Origin of the sequence: Aquabacterium soli (assembly GCF_003933735.1) — a bacterium.
Taxonomy (GTDB): domain Bacteria; phylum Pseudomonadota; class Gammaproteobacteria; order Burkholderiales; family Burkholderiaceae_C; genus Aquabacterium; species Aquabacterium soli.
Window position 1 is genome coordinate 45,374 of sequence record NZ_RSED01000008.1, and the last position, 17,276, is coordinate 62,649.

General features: G+C 65.5%; 16 protein-coding genes. 5 read left to right on the top strand and 11 right to left on the bottom strand.

Features of this window, described 5'->3' with window-relative positions; all coding sequences use genetic code 11:
- Window position 1: 1 nt before the first annotated feature.
- Both mfd and EIP75_RS11560 read right to left on the bottom strand, forming a co-directional pair.
- Entirely contained in the window at window positions 2-3,490 is a 3,489-nt protein-coding gene (gene mfd / locus EIP75_RS11555) for a transcription-repair coupling factor (protein ID WP_420797159.1), read from the bottom strand.
- Window positions 3,491-3,577: 87 nt separating this feature from the next.
- Complete coding sequence (locus EIP75_RS11560; protein ID WP_125243430.1) at window positions 3,578-3,940, bottom strand: hypothetical protein; 363 nt, start codon at window positions 3,938-3,940, stop codon at window positions 3,578-3,580.
- Between the two features lie 70 nt (window positions 3,941-4,010).
- On the opposite strand from EIP75_RS11560, the gene ispD reads away from it, so the two are divergent.
- On the top strand, window positions 4,011-4,763 hold the full coding sequence (gene ispD / locus EIP75_RS11565) for a 2-C-methyl-D-erythritol 4-phosphate cytidylyltransferase (RefSeq protein WP_233584811.1): 753 nt from the start codon (window positions 4,011-4,013) through the stop codon (window positions 4,761-4,763).
- Here the strand turns inward: ispD and EIP75_RS11570 are convergent.
- From EIP75_RS11570 to EIP75_RS11580, 3 genes are all read right to left on the bottom strand, one after another.
- Window positions 4,702-5,559, bottom strand: coding sequence for an ATPase (locus EIP75_RS11570; RefSeq protein WP_125243432.1), 858 nt, complete (start codon window positions 5,557-5,559; stop codon window positions 4,702-4,704). The two genes, ispD and EIP75_RS11570, sit on opposite strands and share 62 nt — an antisense overlap.
- Window positions 5,560-5,695: 136 nt before the next feature.
- A complete protein-coding gene (locus EIP75_RS11575) occupies window positions 5,696-6,040 on the bottom strand; it encodes a type II toxin-antitoxin system Phd/YefM family antitoxin (RefSeq protein WP_125243433.1) in 345 nt (114 codons plus the stop codon).
- 71 nt (window positions 6,041-6,111) lie between these two features.
- A complete protein-coding gene (locus EIP75_RS11580) occupies window positions 6,112-7,314 on the bottom strand; it encodes an ammonium transporter (protein ID WP_125243434.1) in 1,203 nt (400 codons plus the stop codon).
- Window positions 7,315-7,543: 229 nt separating this feature from the next.
- Between EIP75_RS11580 and ispF the strand changes: the two genes are divergently transcribed.
- Window positions 7,544-8,053: a 2-C-methyl-D-erythritol 2,4-cyclodiphosphate synthase gene (gene ispF, locus EIP75_RS11585; RefSeq protein ID WP_125243435.1), complete on the top strand. Its 510-nt coding sequence runs from the start codon at window positions 7,544-7,546 to the stop codon at window positions 8,051-8,053.
- Window positions 8,054-8,071: 18 nt separating this feature from the next.
- On the opposite strand, the gene EIP75_RS11590 is transcribed toward ispF, so the two are convergent.
- The gene (locus EIP75_RS11590; RefSeq protein WP_125243436.1) at window positions 8,072-9,400 is read right to left on the bottom strand and encodes a sensor histidine kinase family protein; all 1,329 of its coding nucleotides are present in this window, start codon (window positions 9,398-9,400) and stop codon (window positions 8,072-8,074) included.
- Window positions 9,401-9,464: 64 nt separating this feature from the next.
- Entirely contained in the window at window positions 9,465-10,199 is a 735-nt protein-coding gene (gene ompR / locus EIP75_RS11595) for an osmolarity response regulator transcription factor OmpR (protein WP_125243437.1), read from the bottom strand.
- 181 nt (window positions 10,200-10,380) lie between these two features.
- Between ompR and EIP75_RS11600 the strand changes: the two genes are divergently transcribed.
- Window positions 10,381-11,160: an SIMPL domain-containing protein gene (locus tag EIP75_RS11600; RefSeq protein WP_233584812.1), complete on the top strand. Its 780-nt coding sequence runs from the start codon at window positions 10,381-10,383 to the stop codon at window positions 11,158-11,160.
- A gap of 23 nt (window positions 11,161-11,183) precedes the next feature.
- On the opposite strand, the gene EIP75_RS11605 is transcribed toward EIP75_RS11600, so the two are convergent.
- From EIP75_RS11605 to EIP75_RS11615, 3 genes are all read right to left on the bottom strand, one after another.
- A complete protein-coding gene (locus EIP75_RS11605; protein ID WP_125243438.1) occupies window positions 11,184-11,966 on the bottom strand; it encodes an arginyltransferase in 783 nt (260 codons plus the stop codon).
- Window positions 11,967-11,981: 15 nt separating this feature from the next.
- On the bottom strand, window positions 11,982-12,746 hold the full coding sequence (aat, locus tag EIP75_RS11610; protein WP_125243439.1) for a leucyl/phenylalanyl-tRNA--protein transferase: 765 nt from the start codon (window positions 12,744-12,746) through the stop codon (window positions 11,982-11,984).
- 215 nt (window positions 12,747-12,961) lie between these two features.
- On the bottom strand, window positions 12,962-13,513 hold the full coding sequence (locus EIP75_RS11615) for a phasin family protein (protein WP_125243440.1): 552 nt from the start codon (window positions 13,511-13,513) through the stop codon (window positions 12,962-12,964).
- 243 nt (window positions 13,514-13,756) lie between these two features.
- Between EIP75_RS11615 and ppa the strand changes: the two genes are divergently transcribed.
- Window positions 13,757-14,287, top strand: a complete 531-nt coding sequence (gene ppa, locus EIP75_RS11620; protein WP_125243441.1) for an inorganic diphosphatase — start codon at window positions 13,757-13,759, stop codon at window positions 14,285-14,287.
- A 66-nt stretch (window positions 14,288-14,353) separates the two neighbouring features.
- On the opposite strand, the gene aptA is transcribed toward ppa, so the two are convergent.
- Window positions 14,354-15,664 (bottom strand): omega-aminotransferase AptA, encoded by a 1,311-nt coding sequence (gene aptA, locus EIP75_RS11625; protein WP_125243442.1) that lies wholly within the window; start codon window positions 15,662-15,664, stop codon window positions 14,354-14,356.
- Window positions 15,665-15,928: 264 nt separating this feature from the next.
- Between aptA and aceA the strand changes: the two genes are divergently transcribed.
- A complete protein-coding gene (gene aceA / locus EIP75_RS11630; RefSeq protein WP_125243443.1) occupies window positions 15,929-17,245 on the top strand; it encodes an isocitrate lyase in 1,317 nt (438 codons plus the stop codon).
- The last annotated feature ends 31 nt before the right edge of the window (window positions 17,246-17,276 follow it).

Below are 17,276 nucleotides of genomic sequence, written 5' to 3' on the forward strand. Positions count from 1 at the left end.
CTCAGGCCTTGATCGGCTGCCCCAGCGAACGCAGCAGGTCCCGCACGTACTGAGCACGGTCCTTCGGATCGCTCAAGGCCTTCTCGATGCGCAGCTTGTCGTTGCCGGCCAGCTTGATCTGCTTGTTCTTCTGCACCAGCTCGATGATGCGCATCGGCTCGATCGGCGGGTTGGGGCGGAAGGTCACGTTGATGATGCCCGGTGCCGCGTCGATCTTGGCCACGCCATAGGGCCTGGCCTGCACGCGCAGCTTGTGCGTGTCGAACAGCGTCTGCGCCTGTGGCGGCAGCTTGCCGAAGCGGTCCACGATCTCCTCCAGCATGGTCTCGATCTTGTCGAGCGAATCGGCCGTGGCCAGGCGCTTGTACAGGCTCAGGCGCACGTGCACATCGCCGCAGTAGGCGTCGGGCAGCAGCGCGGGGGCGTGCAGGTTGATGTCGGTGTTGCTGTTGCTGCCGAACATGCCCAGCGGCGACAGCAGGTCCGGCTCCTTGCCGTTCTTGAGGGACCGCACGGCCTCGGACAGCATCTCGTTGTAGAGCTGGAAGCCCACCTCCATCATGTTGCCGCTCTGGTTGTCGCCCAGCACCTCGCCGGCGCCGCGGATTTCCAGGTCGTGCATGGCCAGGTAGAAGCCGCTGCCCAGTTCTTCCATGTTCTGGATGGCGTCCAGGCGCTGCGCGGCCTGCTTGGTCAGGCCCTCCACATCGGGCACCAGCAGGTAGGCGTAGGCCTGGTGGTGCGAGCGGCCCACGCGCCCGCGCAACTGGTGCAGCTGCGCCAGGCCGAACTTGTCGGCGCGCGTCATCACGATGGTGTTGGCGCTGGGCACGTCGATGCCGGTCTCGATGATGGTCGAGCACAGCAGCACGTTGTGGCGCTGGGCCACGAAGTCGCGCATCACGCGCTCCAGCTCGCGCTCGGGCATCTGGCCGTGGGCGATGGCGATGCGCGCCTCGGGCAGCAGCTCGACCAGCTTGTCGCGCCGGTTCTCGATGGTCTCGACCTCGTTGTGCAGGAAGTAGACCTGGCCGCCGCGTTTCAGTTCGCGCAGCACGGCCTCGCGGATCACGCTGCTCGATTCGCTGCGCACGAAGGTCTTGATGGCCAGGCGGCGCTGGGGTGCGGTGGCGATCACGCTCAGGTCGCGCAGGCCTTCCATCGCCATGCCCAGGGTGCGCGGGATGGGCGTGGCCGTGAGCGTGAGCACGTCGATGTCGGCGCGCATCGCCTTGATGGCCTCCTTGTGGCGCACGCCGAAGCGGTGTTCTTCGTCGATGATGAGCAAGCCCAGGCGCTTGAACTTGACCGAATCGCTCAGCAGCTTGTGCGTGCCGATGACGATGTCGATGGTGCCGTCTTCCAGGCCCTGCATCGCGGCCTTGATCTCCTTGGCCGAGCGGAAGCGCGACATCTCGGCCACGCGCACCGGCCACTGCGCGAAGCGGTCGGAGATGTTGTTGTAGTGCTGCTCGGCCAGGAGGGTGGTGGGCGCCAGAAGGGCCACCTGCTTGCCGCCCGTCACGGCCACGAAGGCCGCGCGCAGGGCCACCTCGGTCTTGCCGAAGCCCACGTCGCCGCAGACCAGGCGGTCCATCGGGCGCGGGCTGATCATGTCCTGGATCACGGCGTGGATGGCGGCACGCTGGTCGGCGGTTTCCTCGAAGCCGAAACTGGCGGCGAAGGCTTCGTAATCCTGCGCGCTGAAGCGGAAGGCGAAGCCCTCGCGCGCAGCGCGTCGGGCGTACAGGTTCAGCAGCTCGGCGGCGGTGTCGCGCACCTGCTCGGCGGCCTTGCGCTTGGCCTTGTCCCACTGCGGCGAGCCCAGCTTGTGCAGCGGTGCTTCATCCGCACTGACGCCGGTATAGCGGCTGATCAGGTGCAGTTGCGACACGGGCACGTACAGGGTGGCCTTGTCGGCGTATTCCAGGTGCAGGAACTCGGATGGTCCGTCGCCCAGGTCCAGGTTGATCAGGCCCTGGTAGCGGCCGATGCCGTGGTTGCTGTGCACCACCGGATCGCCCACGTTCAGCTCGGACAGGTCCTTGATCAGCGAATCGACGTCGGTGGTCTGCTCGGCCTTCTTGCGCCGGCGCGCCGTGGGGCTGGCGTCGAACAGTTCGGTCTCGGTGATGAACTGCAGGCCGCCATCGGGCTGGTCGGCCTCCTGCCAGATGAAGCCGCCGGCCAGGGGGGCCACCACCATCGCACGGGCGTGGTCGCTCTCGGCGAAGGCCTGCAGCGACTCCACCGCGGGCAGGTCGATGCCGTGGTCGCGTAGCAGCTCCAGCAGGCTCTCGCGGCGGCCGGCGCTCTCGGCCACCACCAGCACGCGCTGGCGGGCGTTCTTGACGTGTGTCTGCAGCTTGCGCAGCGGCTCCTGCGCGCCGCGTTCGGTGGACAGATCGGGCAGCGGGCGGGCCCAATCGACCGGTTCGGTGCCCCGCACGGCCAGTTGCGCGTGCCCATTGGCCAGGGTGAAGAAATCCTCGGGCTTGAGGTAGATGTCTTCGGGTGGCAGCAGCGGGCGCTCCGGATCGTGCTGCAAGAAGCGGTGGCGCTCGCGTGTTTCGGTCCAGAAGCGGCGCAGGGCCTCGTCGATCTCGCCGTGCAGCACCAGCGCGGCGTCGGCGCCCAGGTGTTCGAACAGCGTGGAGGTCTCGTCGAAGAACAGCGGCAGGTAGTACTCGATGCCGGCCGTGGCCACGCCGCTGCCGATGTCCTTGTAGATGCGCGACTTGGTCGGGTCGCCCTCGATGCGTTCGCGCCAGCGGTTGCGGAAGGCGCCGCGCGCGGCGTCGTCCATCGGAAACTCGCGGCCAGGCAGCAGGCGCACCTCGGGCACGGGGTAGAGGCTGCGCTGGCTGTCGGGGTCGAAGGTGCGGATGGAGTCGACCTCGTCGCCGAACAGGTCCACGCGGTAAGGCACCAGCGAGCCCATGGGGAACAGGTCGATCAGGCCGCCGCGCACCGCGTACTCGCCGGGCGAGACCACCTGGCTCACGTGCGTGTAGCCGGCCAGCGTGAGTTGCGACTTCAGCGCGGCCTCATCGAGCTTTTGCTTCTGGCGGAACTGGAAGGTGTAGGCGGCCAGGAAGGAAGGCGGCGCCAGCCGTGTCAGCGCCGTGGTGGCGGGCAGCAGCACCACGTCCACGCCCACATCGCCCTCGGCCTTCACGCCCTGCTGCATGCGCCACAGGGTGGCCAGGCGCTCGGAGATCAGGTCCTGGTGGGGCGAGAAGGTGTCGTAGGGCAGGGTTTCCCAGTCCGGGAAGATGGCGCGGCGCAGCTCGGGCGCGAAGAAGCCGATCTCGTCGATCAGGCGCTGCGCATCGGCCGGGTCGGCCGTGACGATGGCCGTGAGCTGCCCCTGGGCCTTGCGCGCCTGCGCGAACCGCGCCAGCAGCAGGGCGTCGGCCGAGCCCAGCGGACGAGGCACGGTGTAGCGTTTGCCAGGGGCGATGGAGGGCAGGGGCAGGGCAGGCAGCATGGTCCGGAAATGACAAAGCGCCCGAACACGGGTGTGTGCGGGCGTTGAGGATCAGCTGGGGATTTTAGAGCGACGTGGCGGCGGGCCTCAGTGACCGGGTTCCACCACCTTGCAGGGCCAGGTGCTGCTCACCCATTCCAGCAGGGCGCGGGCCTGGGGAAAGACCTCTTCGCCCGCGAACAGGTTGGTGTAGAGCGTGGCCGGCCTGACCTCGAACAGCAGGACATAGGGGTATTTTTTCGGTCCTGCCGGGTCGAAGGTGTCGATGAAGGCCTGCCGTGCATCGTCCGAAGCGAAGACCAGCCAGACCTCTGGGCGCACAGGGTCATTCCACGCCGGGCCGATGCTGCTGATGCGCTGGCCGATGGCCGCGGTGTCGAAGGTGCCGCCCTCGGGGGCCAGCACCACCTCTTCCTGCTCAAGCAGTGCGTCGATGTCGATGGTCATCATGTCGTCTTGTTGATGCTGGGCGCCTTGTGCTCAACAGACAAGGCGCCGCGGCGACAATATCCCGATGTCCATGTCTTTCCAATCCCCTGATTTCAAACCACGTTGTTTTGCCGTTGTGCCCTGTGCCGGCATCGGCGAGCGGGCGGGCGTGGGCGGCCCCAAGCAGTACCACCCGGTGGCGGGCAAGGCCGTGGTGGCCCATACGCTGGCGGCCCTGGGGGCCGTGTCCCGGCTGGATGCCACGCTGGTGGTGCTGTCACCGCAGGACACGCAGTTCGAGCAGCACGCGCCCGGCTTCGAGGGCGAACGCGGCTGGGTGGTCCGCGTGGGCGGCGCATCGCGTGCCGAAAGCGTGGCCAATGGCCTGGACGAGTTGCTGGCACGCGGCGCCCAGCCCCACGATTGGGTGCTGGTGCACGATGCCGCCCGCTGCCTGCTGCGGCCGGAATGGGTCGAGCGCCTGATCCTGGCCTGTGAGGAGGACGAGGTGGGAGGCCTGCTGGCCCTGCCGGTGGCCGACACCCTCAAGGCTGCTCTGCCCGGCGGCGATGGCGAGGCCCGGGTGGCGGCCACGGTCGACCGCGCCGCCAAATGGGCCGCACAGACCCCGCAGATGTTCCGCCTGGGCCTGTTGCGCCCCGCGTTGGTGGGCGCCTTGAGCGATCCGGACCTGGCCGCCCGCATCACCGATGAAGCCAGCGCCATCGAGGCGCTCGGGCATCAACCGAGGTTGGTGCCTGGCGACTTCGAGAACTTCAAGCTCACTTGGCCGGGCGATTTCGCTTTGGCGGCGCGCCTGCTGGCGACGGTGCCACTGTCTTGAGCGACACGGGCGCCGAGCGTTTGGGACGCTCGGCCTTGGCTGCCGGTTTCAGGTCAGCGACGGGCCCGGCCGCAGGGGATACTGCGGCTTTTGCTTTGGGGCCTGTCTGCGGCTCGGGGCTGGCGGCCTGCAGCGACGCCTTCATGGCGGCCATCACCACCGGCTTGGCCCATTCAGGGGTGTCTGCCAACGCAGCCGCATCCTGAGGATGCCGCACGGCGCCGCGGCCAGCCTTGTCGCGCTGCCAGTGCAACAGCAACTGCGGCTTGGGCGCGATGCCCTTGTGCGGATCGGCTTCGGCCGTGTTGTCGTACACGCGCAGCTCGGTCAGCACCGGCAGCAACTGGATCAGCTGCAGACGGCTCTGGTCGAACCGGCGCCGGATGTCGGCCTCGGGGATGTCATGCCCGCCCTTGCGCACGCGGGCCTTCACCCGGGCCAGATGGTGCTCGGCACTGGCCAGGCCCACGTACCACACGCGCACCTCGAAGCCTTTGCTGGCGGCCTCTTCCAGCAGCTTGGCGAAGCTCTTGCCGCCCAGCGTGGTCTCGAAGTTGTAGTCCAGGCCCAGCGCGATGGCGTGCTGCAGGAGGCGCTTGCCCTCGTGCCAGGCCGCGCTGTTGGCCTGCGTGGCGCTCAGGTGCGGCTGCGCGCGCCGGATGGAGGCCGCCGCTTCGTCGGGGTTGAAGTACTGGGCGCCACGCGCCCGGATGGTGGCGCCGCCCACGCTGCTCTTGCCGGCGCCGTTGGTGCCGGCCAGGACGAAAAGGCGAGGGGTGTGGTCGGTGGAAGCCACGGCGTTGTCTCTCTGTCTTGTTTTATCAATAGGCACAGGCGCACCGAAGGGTGCGCCTTTCCGTGGGGATCGACGAGATCCCAGGGGTCGACTCTATAACGTCGGCGAGGGGGCGTGCCCCCAAAGGGCTGAGGTGTCAGCCCTTGACGGCGGCCACGGCCGCCAGACCCAGCTCATCAGGCGATGCATCGAAGGCATCGAGCATCGCGTCGCGGGCCGCAGGCCCCTGCATGCGTTGCAGCAGGGCGTCGAACTCGTGGCTCAGGGTGTCCAGCGGTTGCGCCTGCGCATCCAGCAGGGCCTGGTAGGCATCCAGCGAAAGCACCACGGCCGTGGGCCGGTCGCGCTTGGTGATGGCCACCATGCCTTGGCTGAAGGCCGTGTCCAGCACCTTGCCGAAACTGTTCTTGGCCTCGGTGGCTGAGAATTCAGCCACCGGCACGTCTTCGCCTCGGGCGTTGCGCAGTGTCAGAGCGGTCATGATGGAACATCCGTCGTCAGTGTGTGGTCCATTTTAGCTATTTTGGCCAAAATGTCCAGTTGCTCCTCGGGTCACCATGAGACTTCCTGCTCAGGGCTGGCCTTGATGCGGTGGATGGACAGGTCTGCCCCGTCGAATTCCTCTTCCTGCGACAGGCGCAGCCCCAGCACGCGGTGCAGCAGGCCGTAGACGGTAAACCCTGAGGCCAGCGCGAAGAACACCACGATCACGGTCCCCAGCACCTGCGTGCCCAGGTGCACGCCGCCCGCGCCACCCAGGGCCTGCTGCCCGAAGATGCCGGCTGCGATGCCGCCCCAGGCGCCACACAGGCCATGCAGCGGCCACACGCCCAGCACATCGTCGATCTTCCACTTGTTCTGCGTCAGCGTGAACATGGTGACGAAGATGGCCCCCGCAATGCCGCCGACCACCAGGGCGCCTGCAGGGTGCATCACGTCCGAGCCCGCGCACACGGCCACCAGGCCAGCGAGTGGGCCGTTATAGGCAAAACCCGGGTCGTTGCGGCCCATCAGCACGGCCACCAAGGTGCCACCGGCCAGCGCCATCAACGAGTTCACCGCCACCAGGCCGGAGATCTTGTCGATGGTCTGAGCGCTCATCACGTTGAAGCCGAACCAGCCCACCGCCAGGATCCACGAGCCCAGCGCCAGGAAGGGGATGGAGGAGGGCGGGTGTGCCGACATGGCGCCGTCCTTGCGGTAGCGGTTGCGGCGTGCGCCCAGGATCAGCACCGCCGGCAAGGCGACCCAGCCCCCAAAGGCGTGCACCACCAGCGAGCCTGCGAAGTCATGGAAGGCCCCGCCCGTCACGTGGGTCAGCCAATCGCCGAAGCCGAACTTGTTGCCCCACATGGCCCCCTCGCACAGCGGGTAGAACACCCCGACGATGAGCGCCGTGGCGATCAGTTGTGGCCCGAACTTGGCACGTTCGGCGATGCCGCCGGAGATGATGGCCGGGATGGCCGCGGCAAAGGTGAGCAGGAAGAAGAACTTCACCAGCGCGTAACCGTTGTTTTGCGCCAGGGTGCCCGCGCCGGCATAGAAGTCGACGCCATAGGCCACCGTGTAGCCCACGAAGAAATACACGATGGTGGACACACAGAAATCCACCAGGATCTTGACCAGCGCATTGACCTGGTTCTTGCCGCGCACGGTGCCCAGTTCCAGGAAAGCGAAGCCGGCATGCATGGCCAGCACCATCACGGCGCCCAGCAGGATGAACAGCGCGTCCGTGCCTTGTTTGAGTTGTTCCATCGTCGGTGACTTCTGAAAGAGCGTGCGGCGCACCGTATTGGGTTGAATGCGCCGACTTGGGTTGTTGATGCACCGAAATAAAGCAAAACACATGCCCGAATTTCGCCTTTTAAACGCCGATGTGGCGCGATGTGGCGGCCTTAGGCGCACTTAAAAGGTGCTTTCACACCCGCTTTTGATCAAGATTGGTGCATCCAATCGGGCGGCAACCGTCTGCGATACTTGCTGCATGACGACGTCTTCAACCCCCTCCTGGCCGGCCTTGCGCATCGGCGAAGGCTGGGACACCCATGCCCTGGTCACGGGCCGCCCGCTGGTGCTCGGCGGCGTGACCATCCCGCACACCCATGGCCTGCTGGGCCATTCGGATGCCGATGCCTTGCTGCATGCATTGACCGATGCCCTGCTGGGAGCAGCAGGCCTGGGCGACATCGGCCGCCACTTCCCTGACACCGACCCCACCTTCAAGGGCGCGGACTCCTTCGCATTGCTGGTAGAGGCTTATCGGCGCGTGGCCGAGGCCGGCTGGCAGGTGGTCAACGTGGACAGCACCATCGTGGCCCAGGCGCCGAAGATGGCGCCGCACATCCCGGCCATGCGCGAACGCATGGCCCAGGCCCTGGCTGTGGATGTGGACCGCGTCAATGTCAAGGCCAAGACTGCCGAGAAGATGGGGCCGGTGGGTGAAGGCCGCGCCATCGAGGCACGGGCGGTCTGCCTGCTGGCAGCCAGGGGCTGACAGGCCCAAAGCGGCGGATCAGGGCGCCCGCTTCAGCCTGATGTGCGCCAGCAGCCCGCCGCCGGGCGCATTGGCCAGTTCCAGCGCGCCACCCATGCGTTGCAGCGCCTTGTCCACGATGGCCAGGCCCAGGCCAGCCCCCGAGGCCGCCGTGCGTGCCGCATCCCCGCGGAAGAAAGGCGTGGTCAACTGCACCAGCTTTTCGGGGCTCACGCCCGGTCCGTGGTCGCGCACGCTCAGGATCACCCACGAGCCCGAGCGCGTGTAGTTCACCTCCACATTGGCCACGCCGGTGTAGGTGTTGCGGCCATAGCGCCGCGCATTCTCGAACAGGTTGCTCAGCACCCGCCCCAGTTCGGTCTCGTCGGCCATCACCTTGGTGTCGATGGGCAGCTTGGCCGCGATGCGGATGCGCTTGGTGTCGCGGAACTGGCTGATGGCCTTGTCCACCACGCTGGACACGTGCACCGGCACCAGGCTGACCTCGCCTGGCCGCGCGTAGTCCATGAACTTGTCGATGATGGCGTCGAGCTGGTCCACGTCGGCCGCGATGTTGCGGCGCGCTTCTTCATCGTGCACGCTCATCTCTGCTTCCAGGCGGATGCGCGCCAGCGGTGTGCGCAGATCGTGCGAGATGCCGGCCAGCATCACGGCGCGGTCTTCTTCCACCTTGGCCAGCTCGCGTGCCATGCGGTTGAAGCCCTGGTTCACCTCGCGGATCTCGCGCGTGAGCATGGATTCATCGAGGATCGAGTCGTATTCGCCCTCCCGGATGCGGCTGGCCGCGAAGGACAGTTCCTTGAGCGGCTGGTTGATCAGCCGCGCGATGGTGGCCGAACCCAGCACCGTGGCCACCACGGCAATGCCCACCCAGATGAACCATGTGCGCCCGGTCATGAGCTCCACGCGGGTGGGATCGGCCTGCAGCCAGTAGCGGTCGCCTTCGATCTGGAAGCCCACCCACAGCCCAGGCACCTTGTTCACGCTGCTGGCGATGATGGTGTCAGGCCCCAGCCGCGAGCGCAGCTCCGATGAGATGACCTCGGTGAAGCGGCTGATCTCGAAGCGCTCGTACTGGTCAGCCGGCTCTCGCGGTTTCAGGCTGATCGACTCCTGGTCGAAGATGGTCTTGACCAGCGTGACGCGGTTGATGCGATCGGCATATTGCAGGGCCGTGCGCGACAGGTTCACCAGCGAGGCGATCTGCTGCGCGGCCTGGATGGCCCGCGGCTCGAACTCGAGGGCGCGGAAGGTCTGCACCCACGCGACGATGCCCGCCGTCAGCAGCACGGCGAGCAGGATGAAGGTACGCCAGAACAGACTGAGTGCGAAGCGGTTGCGGGGCATTGGAATCGTTATGGAGAGATGAACAGCTTCACGAAGGCAGGGGCTCAGCGGCCCCCGGCTTCACTCAGCTGCCACCGTCCGGCACGAACACATAGCCCACGCCCCAGACCGTCTGAATGTAGCGCGGTTGCGAGGGATCCGGCTCGATCATCTTGCGCAGTCGCGAGATCTGCACATCCAGGCTGCGGTCGAAGGGCTCGAACTCACGGCCCCGGGCCAGTTGCGCCAGCTTGTCGCGCGACAGCGGTTGGCGTGGGTGGCGCACCAGGGCCTTGAGCATCGAGAACTCGCCGGTGGTCAGGGCGATGGGCTCGCCTTCCTTGCTCAGGCGGCGCAGCGCCAGGTCGAACTCGAAGGGCCCGAACAGCACGGTCTGGGCATCCTTGGCAGGCGCGCCAGGGGCTTCGGGCGATGGACGCCGGCGCAGCACCGCGTGGATGCGGGCCAGCAGTTCGCGCGGGTTGAAGGGCTTGGGCAGGTAGTCGTCGGCGCCCACTTCCAGACCGACGATGCGGTCGACATCCTCGACCTTGGCGGTCAGCATGATGATGGGGGTGACGTCATTGGCGGCACGCAGGCGCCGGCAGATCGACAAGCCGTCTTCGCCAGGGAGCATCAGGTCCAGCACGATCAGGTCGACGGTCTCGCGGGTCAGCAGGCGGTTCAGGGCCTTGGCGTCTTCCGCGAGCAGGACCTCGAAGCCTTCCTGGCTCAGGTAGCGGCGCAGCAGATCCCGGATGCGGGCATCGTCGTCGACCACCAGAACGCGGTCGTGGCGCTGATTGGCATTAAGAGTCATGGTTATGTCCTCAGCGATTTGTAACAGAGACGATTTTGAACAGTTTGTGGTGGGGATTCGTGCCACTCTGACTGCTTGTTACAAATCTTGCCTCCAGGTAAGAAATGCATGCGCTGTCGGCAGGGGCATGCGCTGGCGCGTTAGGCTGAGGTGTTTGTCACAACGAAACAGGACCCACTTGATGACCTCCTCCCACCGTGTTGCCGCCCTGTCCATGACTTCCAGCCCAGCCCGCCGCACGGCGTTTGCTGCTGCCAGCCTTGCGTTGCTGCTGGGTGCCTCGGCCCTCATGGCCACCCAGGCCCAGGCACAAAACGTGACGGCCGAACGGCGCAATGCAGTTTCCTTCACGGCCACCGCCACGCAAGAACTCACCCAGGATCTGCTGAGCGTGACCCTGCAGGCCAACAAGGAGGGCGCCCAGGCTGCCGAGGTGCAGACCGCGCTCAAGCAGCAACTCGATGCCGCGCTGGCCGAGGCCCGCAAGGCCGTGCAGCCCAATGGTGCCCTCGAGGTGCGCACGGGCTCGTTCTCGATCCACCCGCGCTACACCAACCAGGGCAAGACCAACGGTTGGCAAGGGCAGGCGCAACTGGTCATCGAGGGCACGGACATGGCGCGCATCTCGCAAGTCGTGGGACGTTTGAACCAGCTCAACGTCGTGAACGTGCGCTATGACCTCTCGCGCGCGCTGCGCCAGCAATACGAAGCCCAGGTCACCGCACAGGCCATCGCCACCTACCGCGCCAAGGCGGTGGAACTGGCCAAGGCTTTCGGCTACACCAACTACACCCTGGGTGAGGTGACGGTGCAGACAGGGGAGGGCTTCGAAGGTCGCCCCGTGCCCATGATGATGAAGGCGGCTCGCGCCGAAGCGGCTGATTCGGCGCCGCTGCCGGTCGAGCCTGGCAAGGGCACCGTCACGTCCACCGTGTCGGGCGTGGTCATCCTTTCGCCCTGAACGCGCTGATCAGCGTGAGCCGGTCAGCGTGATTTGCTGACCGGTGTCGGGACCGCAGGCGATGGTGCATCGCGGTGGTCCCGCCAGTGGCCTTGCTGCAGGATCTGGTAGGGCTTGAAAGAGGCCTTGTAGGCCATCTTGGGGCTTTGCTCGATCCAGTATCCCAGGTAGGCATAGGGCAGGCTCAATTGCCGTGCCTGCTCGATCTGCCACAGGATGTTGTAGGTGCCATAGCTGGCGTGTGGATCGGGCTCGTAGAAGGTGTAGACGGCCGATAGACCGTCATTGAGGATGTCCAGGATGGACACCATGCGCAAGATGCCGGGCTGGCCAGGCGTTCCGGGATCACGGAACTCCACCAGACGCGAGTTGACCCGGCTCTGGAGCAGAAACTGCGTGTACTGGTCCACCGAGTCCTGGTCCATGCCGCCGCCGCTGTGCCGGCTGGCCTGGTAGTTCAGGTAGAGGCGGTAGTGCTCCGGCGTGAAGCACAGGCGCGACACCCGCGCCTCGAGCCCCTGGTGGGCCTTCCAGGCCCGGCGCTGGCTGCGGCTGGGCTGGAACCGGTCCACTGGCACGCGCAAAGGAATGCAGGCCTGGCAGCCATCGCAATAGGGGCGGTAGGTGAACATGCCGCTGCGCCGAAAGCCGCTGGACACCAGGCCGGAATAGACGTCGGCGTTGATCAGGTGGCTGGGCGTGGCCACCTGCGACCGGGCCGTCTTGTCCCCCAGGTAGCTGCAGGGGTAGGGCGCCGTTGCATAGAACTGCAATGACGCCAGGGGCAGGTCTTTGAGGTGTGTCACGGCGGCGTGGGCAACTCAGGACTCGAAGGGCTCGGGGCTCGAAGAGGAGGCTTGGGCCAGCAGGGCCCATAGAGAATCATCATAGGCCCAAACCGCCGGCCTGGGTTGGTCCACCACCTGTTTCAAGTGCGCTTCGAAGCGTTCCCGTGACCAAGGCACGGCCCCGAGCGAGGCCAGGTGCTCGGTCTGCTGCTGGCAATCGATCACATCGATGCCATTGGCGCGGCAAAAGCAGACCAGTGCGGCCAGCGCAATCTTGGAGGCGTCTGTGCGGTGCGCGAACATCGATTCGCCAAAGAACATGCGGCCCACGTTGACGCCGTACAGGCCTCCCACCAGTTCACCGTCGATCCAGGTTTCGAACGAGTGCACCTGACCGGCGCGGTGCCAATGGGCGTAGGCCTCCTGGATGGGGGGCACGATCCAGGTGCCGTCCTGGCCCTCTCGCGGCTTGTCCGCACAGGCGCGGATCACGGCGGGGAAGTCATGGTCGATGCGCAGTTCCGTGTCAGGCGTGCGGCGAAAGCGGGCGATGGTCTTGCGCAGCGAGCGCGAGAGCTTGAACTGCGATACCGGCAGCACCATGCGGGGGGCGGGAGACCACCACATCACCGGCTGGCCCGGGCCGAACCACGGAAAGATGCCGCGCCGGTAGGCGGCCTGCAGACGTTCGATGCTCAGCTCGCCCCCTGCGGCCAGCAGGCCGGGGGCGTCGGTGTCCGGTCCCAGCGCGCGGTGCGTGTCCGGAAAGGGCGTGTGGGCCTGTAGCCAATCAATCATGGGTGACAAGCATAAACAAGCCTGGGCCAGGCAAAAAAAGGCCCGGTGGCAAGCCACCGGGCCTTAAGGTACCTTGAATGAGGATCGGAGGTACCGAGGAGACAACCTTTCAAGGAGTGCCGCTTGTCCAGAGCGGCATCCGTGGGAGTCAGCAGACTCCCGCAAAGTTCCGCAAGCTGTCGGGACACGGCGACGCCGCATCCCGGTCAGTGCGATCAGGCCGTCTTGCGGGGCTTGACGGCTTGCGAGGCCTTCACGGCGGTGTTGGTGATGGCCTGGAAGTTGGCTTCGGCCACGTCGGCGGCCTGCTTGGCAGCCTTCTGAACCGAATCGAACGCGTTGTTGGCGGCGGCCACGGCCGACTTCACCAGCACGACAGCGTTTTCGGTGCCGGCAGGGGCGTTCTTGACGGCGTTGTCGACCACCGACAGGAACTTCTGCTGGGCTTCAGAGGCTTGCGATTCGGCCAGCTTGCTCACTTCGGAGCTGGTGCTGGCAGCGATGTCATACACATGACGGCTGTAGGCAGCGACCTTCTCGGCATTGGGTTGCAGCAGGGCGGTCTGCAGGGCGACCAGTTCCTGGGCGTCCTTGACGGACAGCACCGCACGGGTGTGGTCAGCCACTTCGTCCAGCGTCGTCTTGGCCGTTTGCAGGTTCAACTCGACCAGCTTTTCCACGCCTTCGAAAGCTTTTTGACCCAGGGTGAACAGGGTTTCGATATTGGCTTTGTGGGTGGCCAGCAGTTGTTCGGCAGTCAGCATCATGATCTCCATCGTCGGTTTGGTGAATTGCCTGGGCGACTAGCGGTCGAGACTTCTGGTAGCCGCTATGTTGCGCTGCAACATGACTAAAGTATTAGGGAAGTTCGGCCACATTGCAAGCTTCTTTTGTGCGCTGCAGCAAACATTAGACCCATTGATCTAAACTGGCTTGGCCTACACTGGCGCCCTTGCGCCACGCGCACCCCCATTCGACGCTTCTTTCATCCAACCATACCGACGCACACCATGAGCCTGCTGAATGTCACTCCAGGGTCCAAGGCCCCCGACGTCTTCAACGTCATCATCGAAATCTCCGCCAATGCCGCCCCCGTCAAGTACGAGGTCGACAAGGACAGCGGCGCCGTGTTCGTGGACCGTTTCATGGGAACGGCCATGCACTACCCCTGCAACTATGGCTATGTTCCGCAGACCCTGGCACCCGATGGCGACCCGGTCGACGTGCTGGTCGTCACGCCGTTCCCGCTGCCCCCGGGCGTGGTGGTGGCCGTGCGTCCCCTCGGCATCCTGAAGATGGAAGACGAGGCCGGTGGCGATTCGAAGCTGGTGGCTGTGCCCACCGAGAAGCTGTGCCCCATGTACAAGAAGATCCAGTCGCTGGAAGACCTGCCTGAGCTGCTGCTGGCACAGATCAAGCACTTCTTCGAGCACTACAAGGACCTGGAGCCCGGCAAGTGGGTGAAGGTGGTCGGCTGGGCCGGAATCGACGAAGCCAAGGAAGAAGTCCGCTCCGGCCTGGAAGCTGTCAAGAAGGCCTGATGGGCGCTCTTTGCTGCCCATGAAGAAACCGCCCCGAGGGGCGGTTTTCTTTTGGGCCCTCGCCGGTCATTCCACCGTGGGGATCACCTCCGCCAGGGTGCTCACGATCTGGTCGATCTGGCTGTCATTGATGATCAGCGGCGGCGAGATGGCGATGTTGTCACCCGCCGCGCGCAGCAGCACGCCCTTGTTCCAGGCGCCCAGGAAGACCTCGAAGGCACGGCGGCCCGGTGCGGCGCCTGGGCGCGGTGCGAACTCCAGCGCGCCCACCAGCCCCGTGTTGCGGATGTCCACCAGGTTGGGCAGGCCCTTGAGGGTGTGCAGGGCCGATTGCAGCTTGCCTTCCATGCGGGCAGCACGGGTGAGGAGCTCTTCTTCGGCATAGGTGTCCAGCGTGGCCAGCGCGGCGGCGCAGGCCATGGGATGGCTGGAATAGGTGTAGCCATGGGCCAGCTCGATGCCCGGCGGGCCTTGCATGAAGGCGTCGTGGATCTCCTGCTTGGCGAAGACCACGCCCATCGGGATGGTGCCGTTGGTCACGCCCTTGGCCGCGGTGATCATGTCGGGCACGACGTCGTAGTGCTGCGCGGCGAAGGGCGAGCCCAGGCGGCCGAACCCGGTGATCACCTCGTCGAAGATCAGCACGATGCCGTGCTTGTCGCAGATCTGGCGCAGGCGCTGCAGGTAGCCCTTGGGCGGCAGCAGCACACCGGTCGATCCTGCCATGGGCTCGACGATCACGGCAGCGATGGTGGACGCGTCGTGCAGCGCCACCAGGCGTTCCAGGTCATCGGCCAGTTCGGCGCCATGCTCGGGCTGGCCTTGCGTGAAGGCGTTGCGCTGCAGGTCGTGCGTGTGCCGCAGGTGGTCCACGCCGGCCACGTGCGTGCCGAACATCTTGCGGTTGGGGCCCATGCCGCCCACGGCCGTGCCCGCAAAGTTCACCCCGTGGTAGCCGCGTTCGCGCCCGATCAGCCGCGTGCGCTGGCCTTCCCCGCGAAGGCGCTGGTAAGCGATCGCGATCTTCAAGGCCGTCTCGACCGATTCGGAGCCCGAGTTGGTGAAGAACACGCGGTTCAGCCCAGGGGGCGTGAGTTCGGTCAGCCGTTCGGCCAGTTCGAAAGCCAGCGGGTGGGCCATCTGGAAGGGTGGGGCGAAATCCAGCGTGGCGGCCTGGCGTGCGATGGCCTCGACGATGCGCGGGCGGGCGTGGCCGGCGTTCACGCACCACAGGCCGGCGGTGCCGTCCAGCACCTGCCGTCCCTCGGGCGTCCAGTAGTGCATGCCTTCGGCCCTGGACAGCAGGCGAGGGTTCTGCTTGAAGTCCCGGTTGGCCGTGAACGGCATCCAGAAGGCATCCATGCGAGGCGTGGTCATCTTGGCTCCTTGGCGGGTGGCATGTAGTTACCCCTTACCTTAGGCCCGATTGATGACCGGCGCCTGACGCGGGACATCGTGGTTTGCCCGAGGGTTTGTGTCTGTCCGCAACGCACTGCAGCCGTCCGGAATGTCAAAGACCCGCCAAAGATCCCCGCGTTTGGAGGATCAAGTCTTATATAAGACACAAGTCTTCCCTAATCGAGGGGAAACGAGATACACTCGCAGCCTTTCTAGCACCTCCCACCAACCCCGGAGATCGTCATGACTCAACTCACCCGTGAACAGCAAATCGCTGCCCTGGAAAAGGACTGGGCCGAAAACCCCCGTTGGAAGCTCGTCAAGCGCGGCTACTCCGCTGCTGACGTCGTGCGCCTGCGCGGCAGCCTGCAGCCCGAGTACACCCTGGCCAAGCGCGGCGCTGAAAAGCTGTGGGAAAAGGTCAACGGCGGTGCCAAGAAGGGCTACGTGAACGCTTTCGGCGCCATCACCGCCGGTCAAGCCATGCAGCAGGCCAAGGCTGGCCTGGAAGCCGTGTACCTGTCGGGCTGGCAAGTCGCCGCCGACGGCAACACATCGGAAACCATGTACCCCGACCAGTCGCTGTACGCGTACGACTCGGTGCCCACGATGGTTCGCCGCATCAACAACACGTTCAAGCGTGCTGACGAAATCCAATGGTCGCGTGGCATCAACCCCGGCGACGAAGGTTTCGTGGACTACTTCCTGCCCATCGTCGCTGACGCTGAAGCTGGTTTCGGTGGCGTCCTGAACGCCTTCGAACTGATGAAGAACATGATCGCTTCGGGCGCCGCTGGCGTTCACTTCGAAGACCAGCTCGCCGCTGTCAAGAAGTGCGGTCACATGGGTGGCAAGGTGCTGGTTCCCACGCAAGAAGCCATCGAAAAGCTGATCTCGGCCCGTTTCGCTGCTGACGTGATGGGCGTGCCCACCATCGTTCTGGCCCGTACCGACGCTGAAGCCGCCAACCTGATCACCTCCGATCACGACGCGAACGACAAGCCTTTCCTGACGGGCGAGCGCACGCAAGAAGGCTTCTACCGCGTCAAGAACGGCCTGGAGCAATCCATCAGCCGTGGCGTCGCCTACGCTCCCTACGCCGACCTGGTGTGGTGTGAAACCGGCGTGCCTGACATCGGCTTCGCCCGCGAATTCGCACAAGCCGTGCACGCCAAGTGCCCTGGCAAGCTGCTGTCGTACAACTGCTCGCCTTCCTTCAACTGGAAGAAGAACCTGGACGACAAGCAGATCGCCAAGTTCCAGCAAGACCTGTCGGACCTGGGCTACAAGTACCAGTTCATCACGCTGGCCGGCATCCACATCAACTGGTACAACACGTTCCAGTTCGCCCACGCCTACGCCCGCGGCGAAGGCATGAAGCACTACACCGAAATGGTGCAGGAACCCGAATTCGCCGCTCGCGAAAAGGGCTACACCTTCGTGTCGCACCAACAAGAAGTTGGCGCAGGTTATTTCGACGACGTGACCACCGTGATCCAAGGCGGTTCGTCTTCCGTGAAGGCCCTGACCGGCTCGACCGAAGAAGACCAGTTCCACTGATCTGCATGCTCTTCGAGCCGCCGCAAGGTTG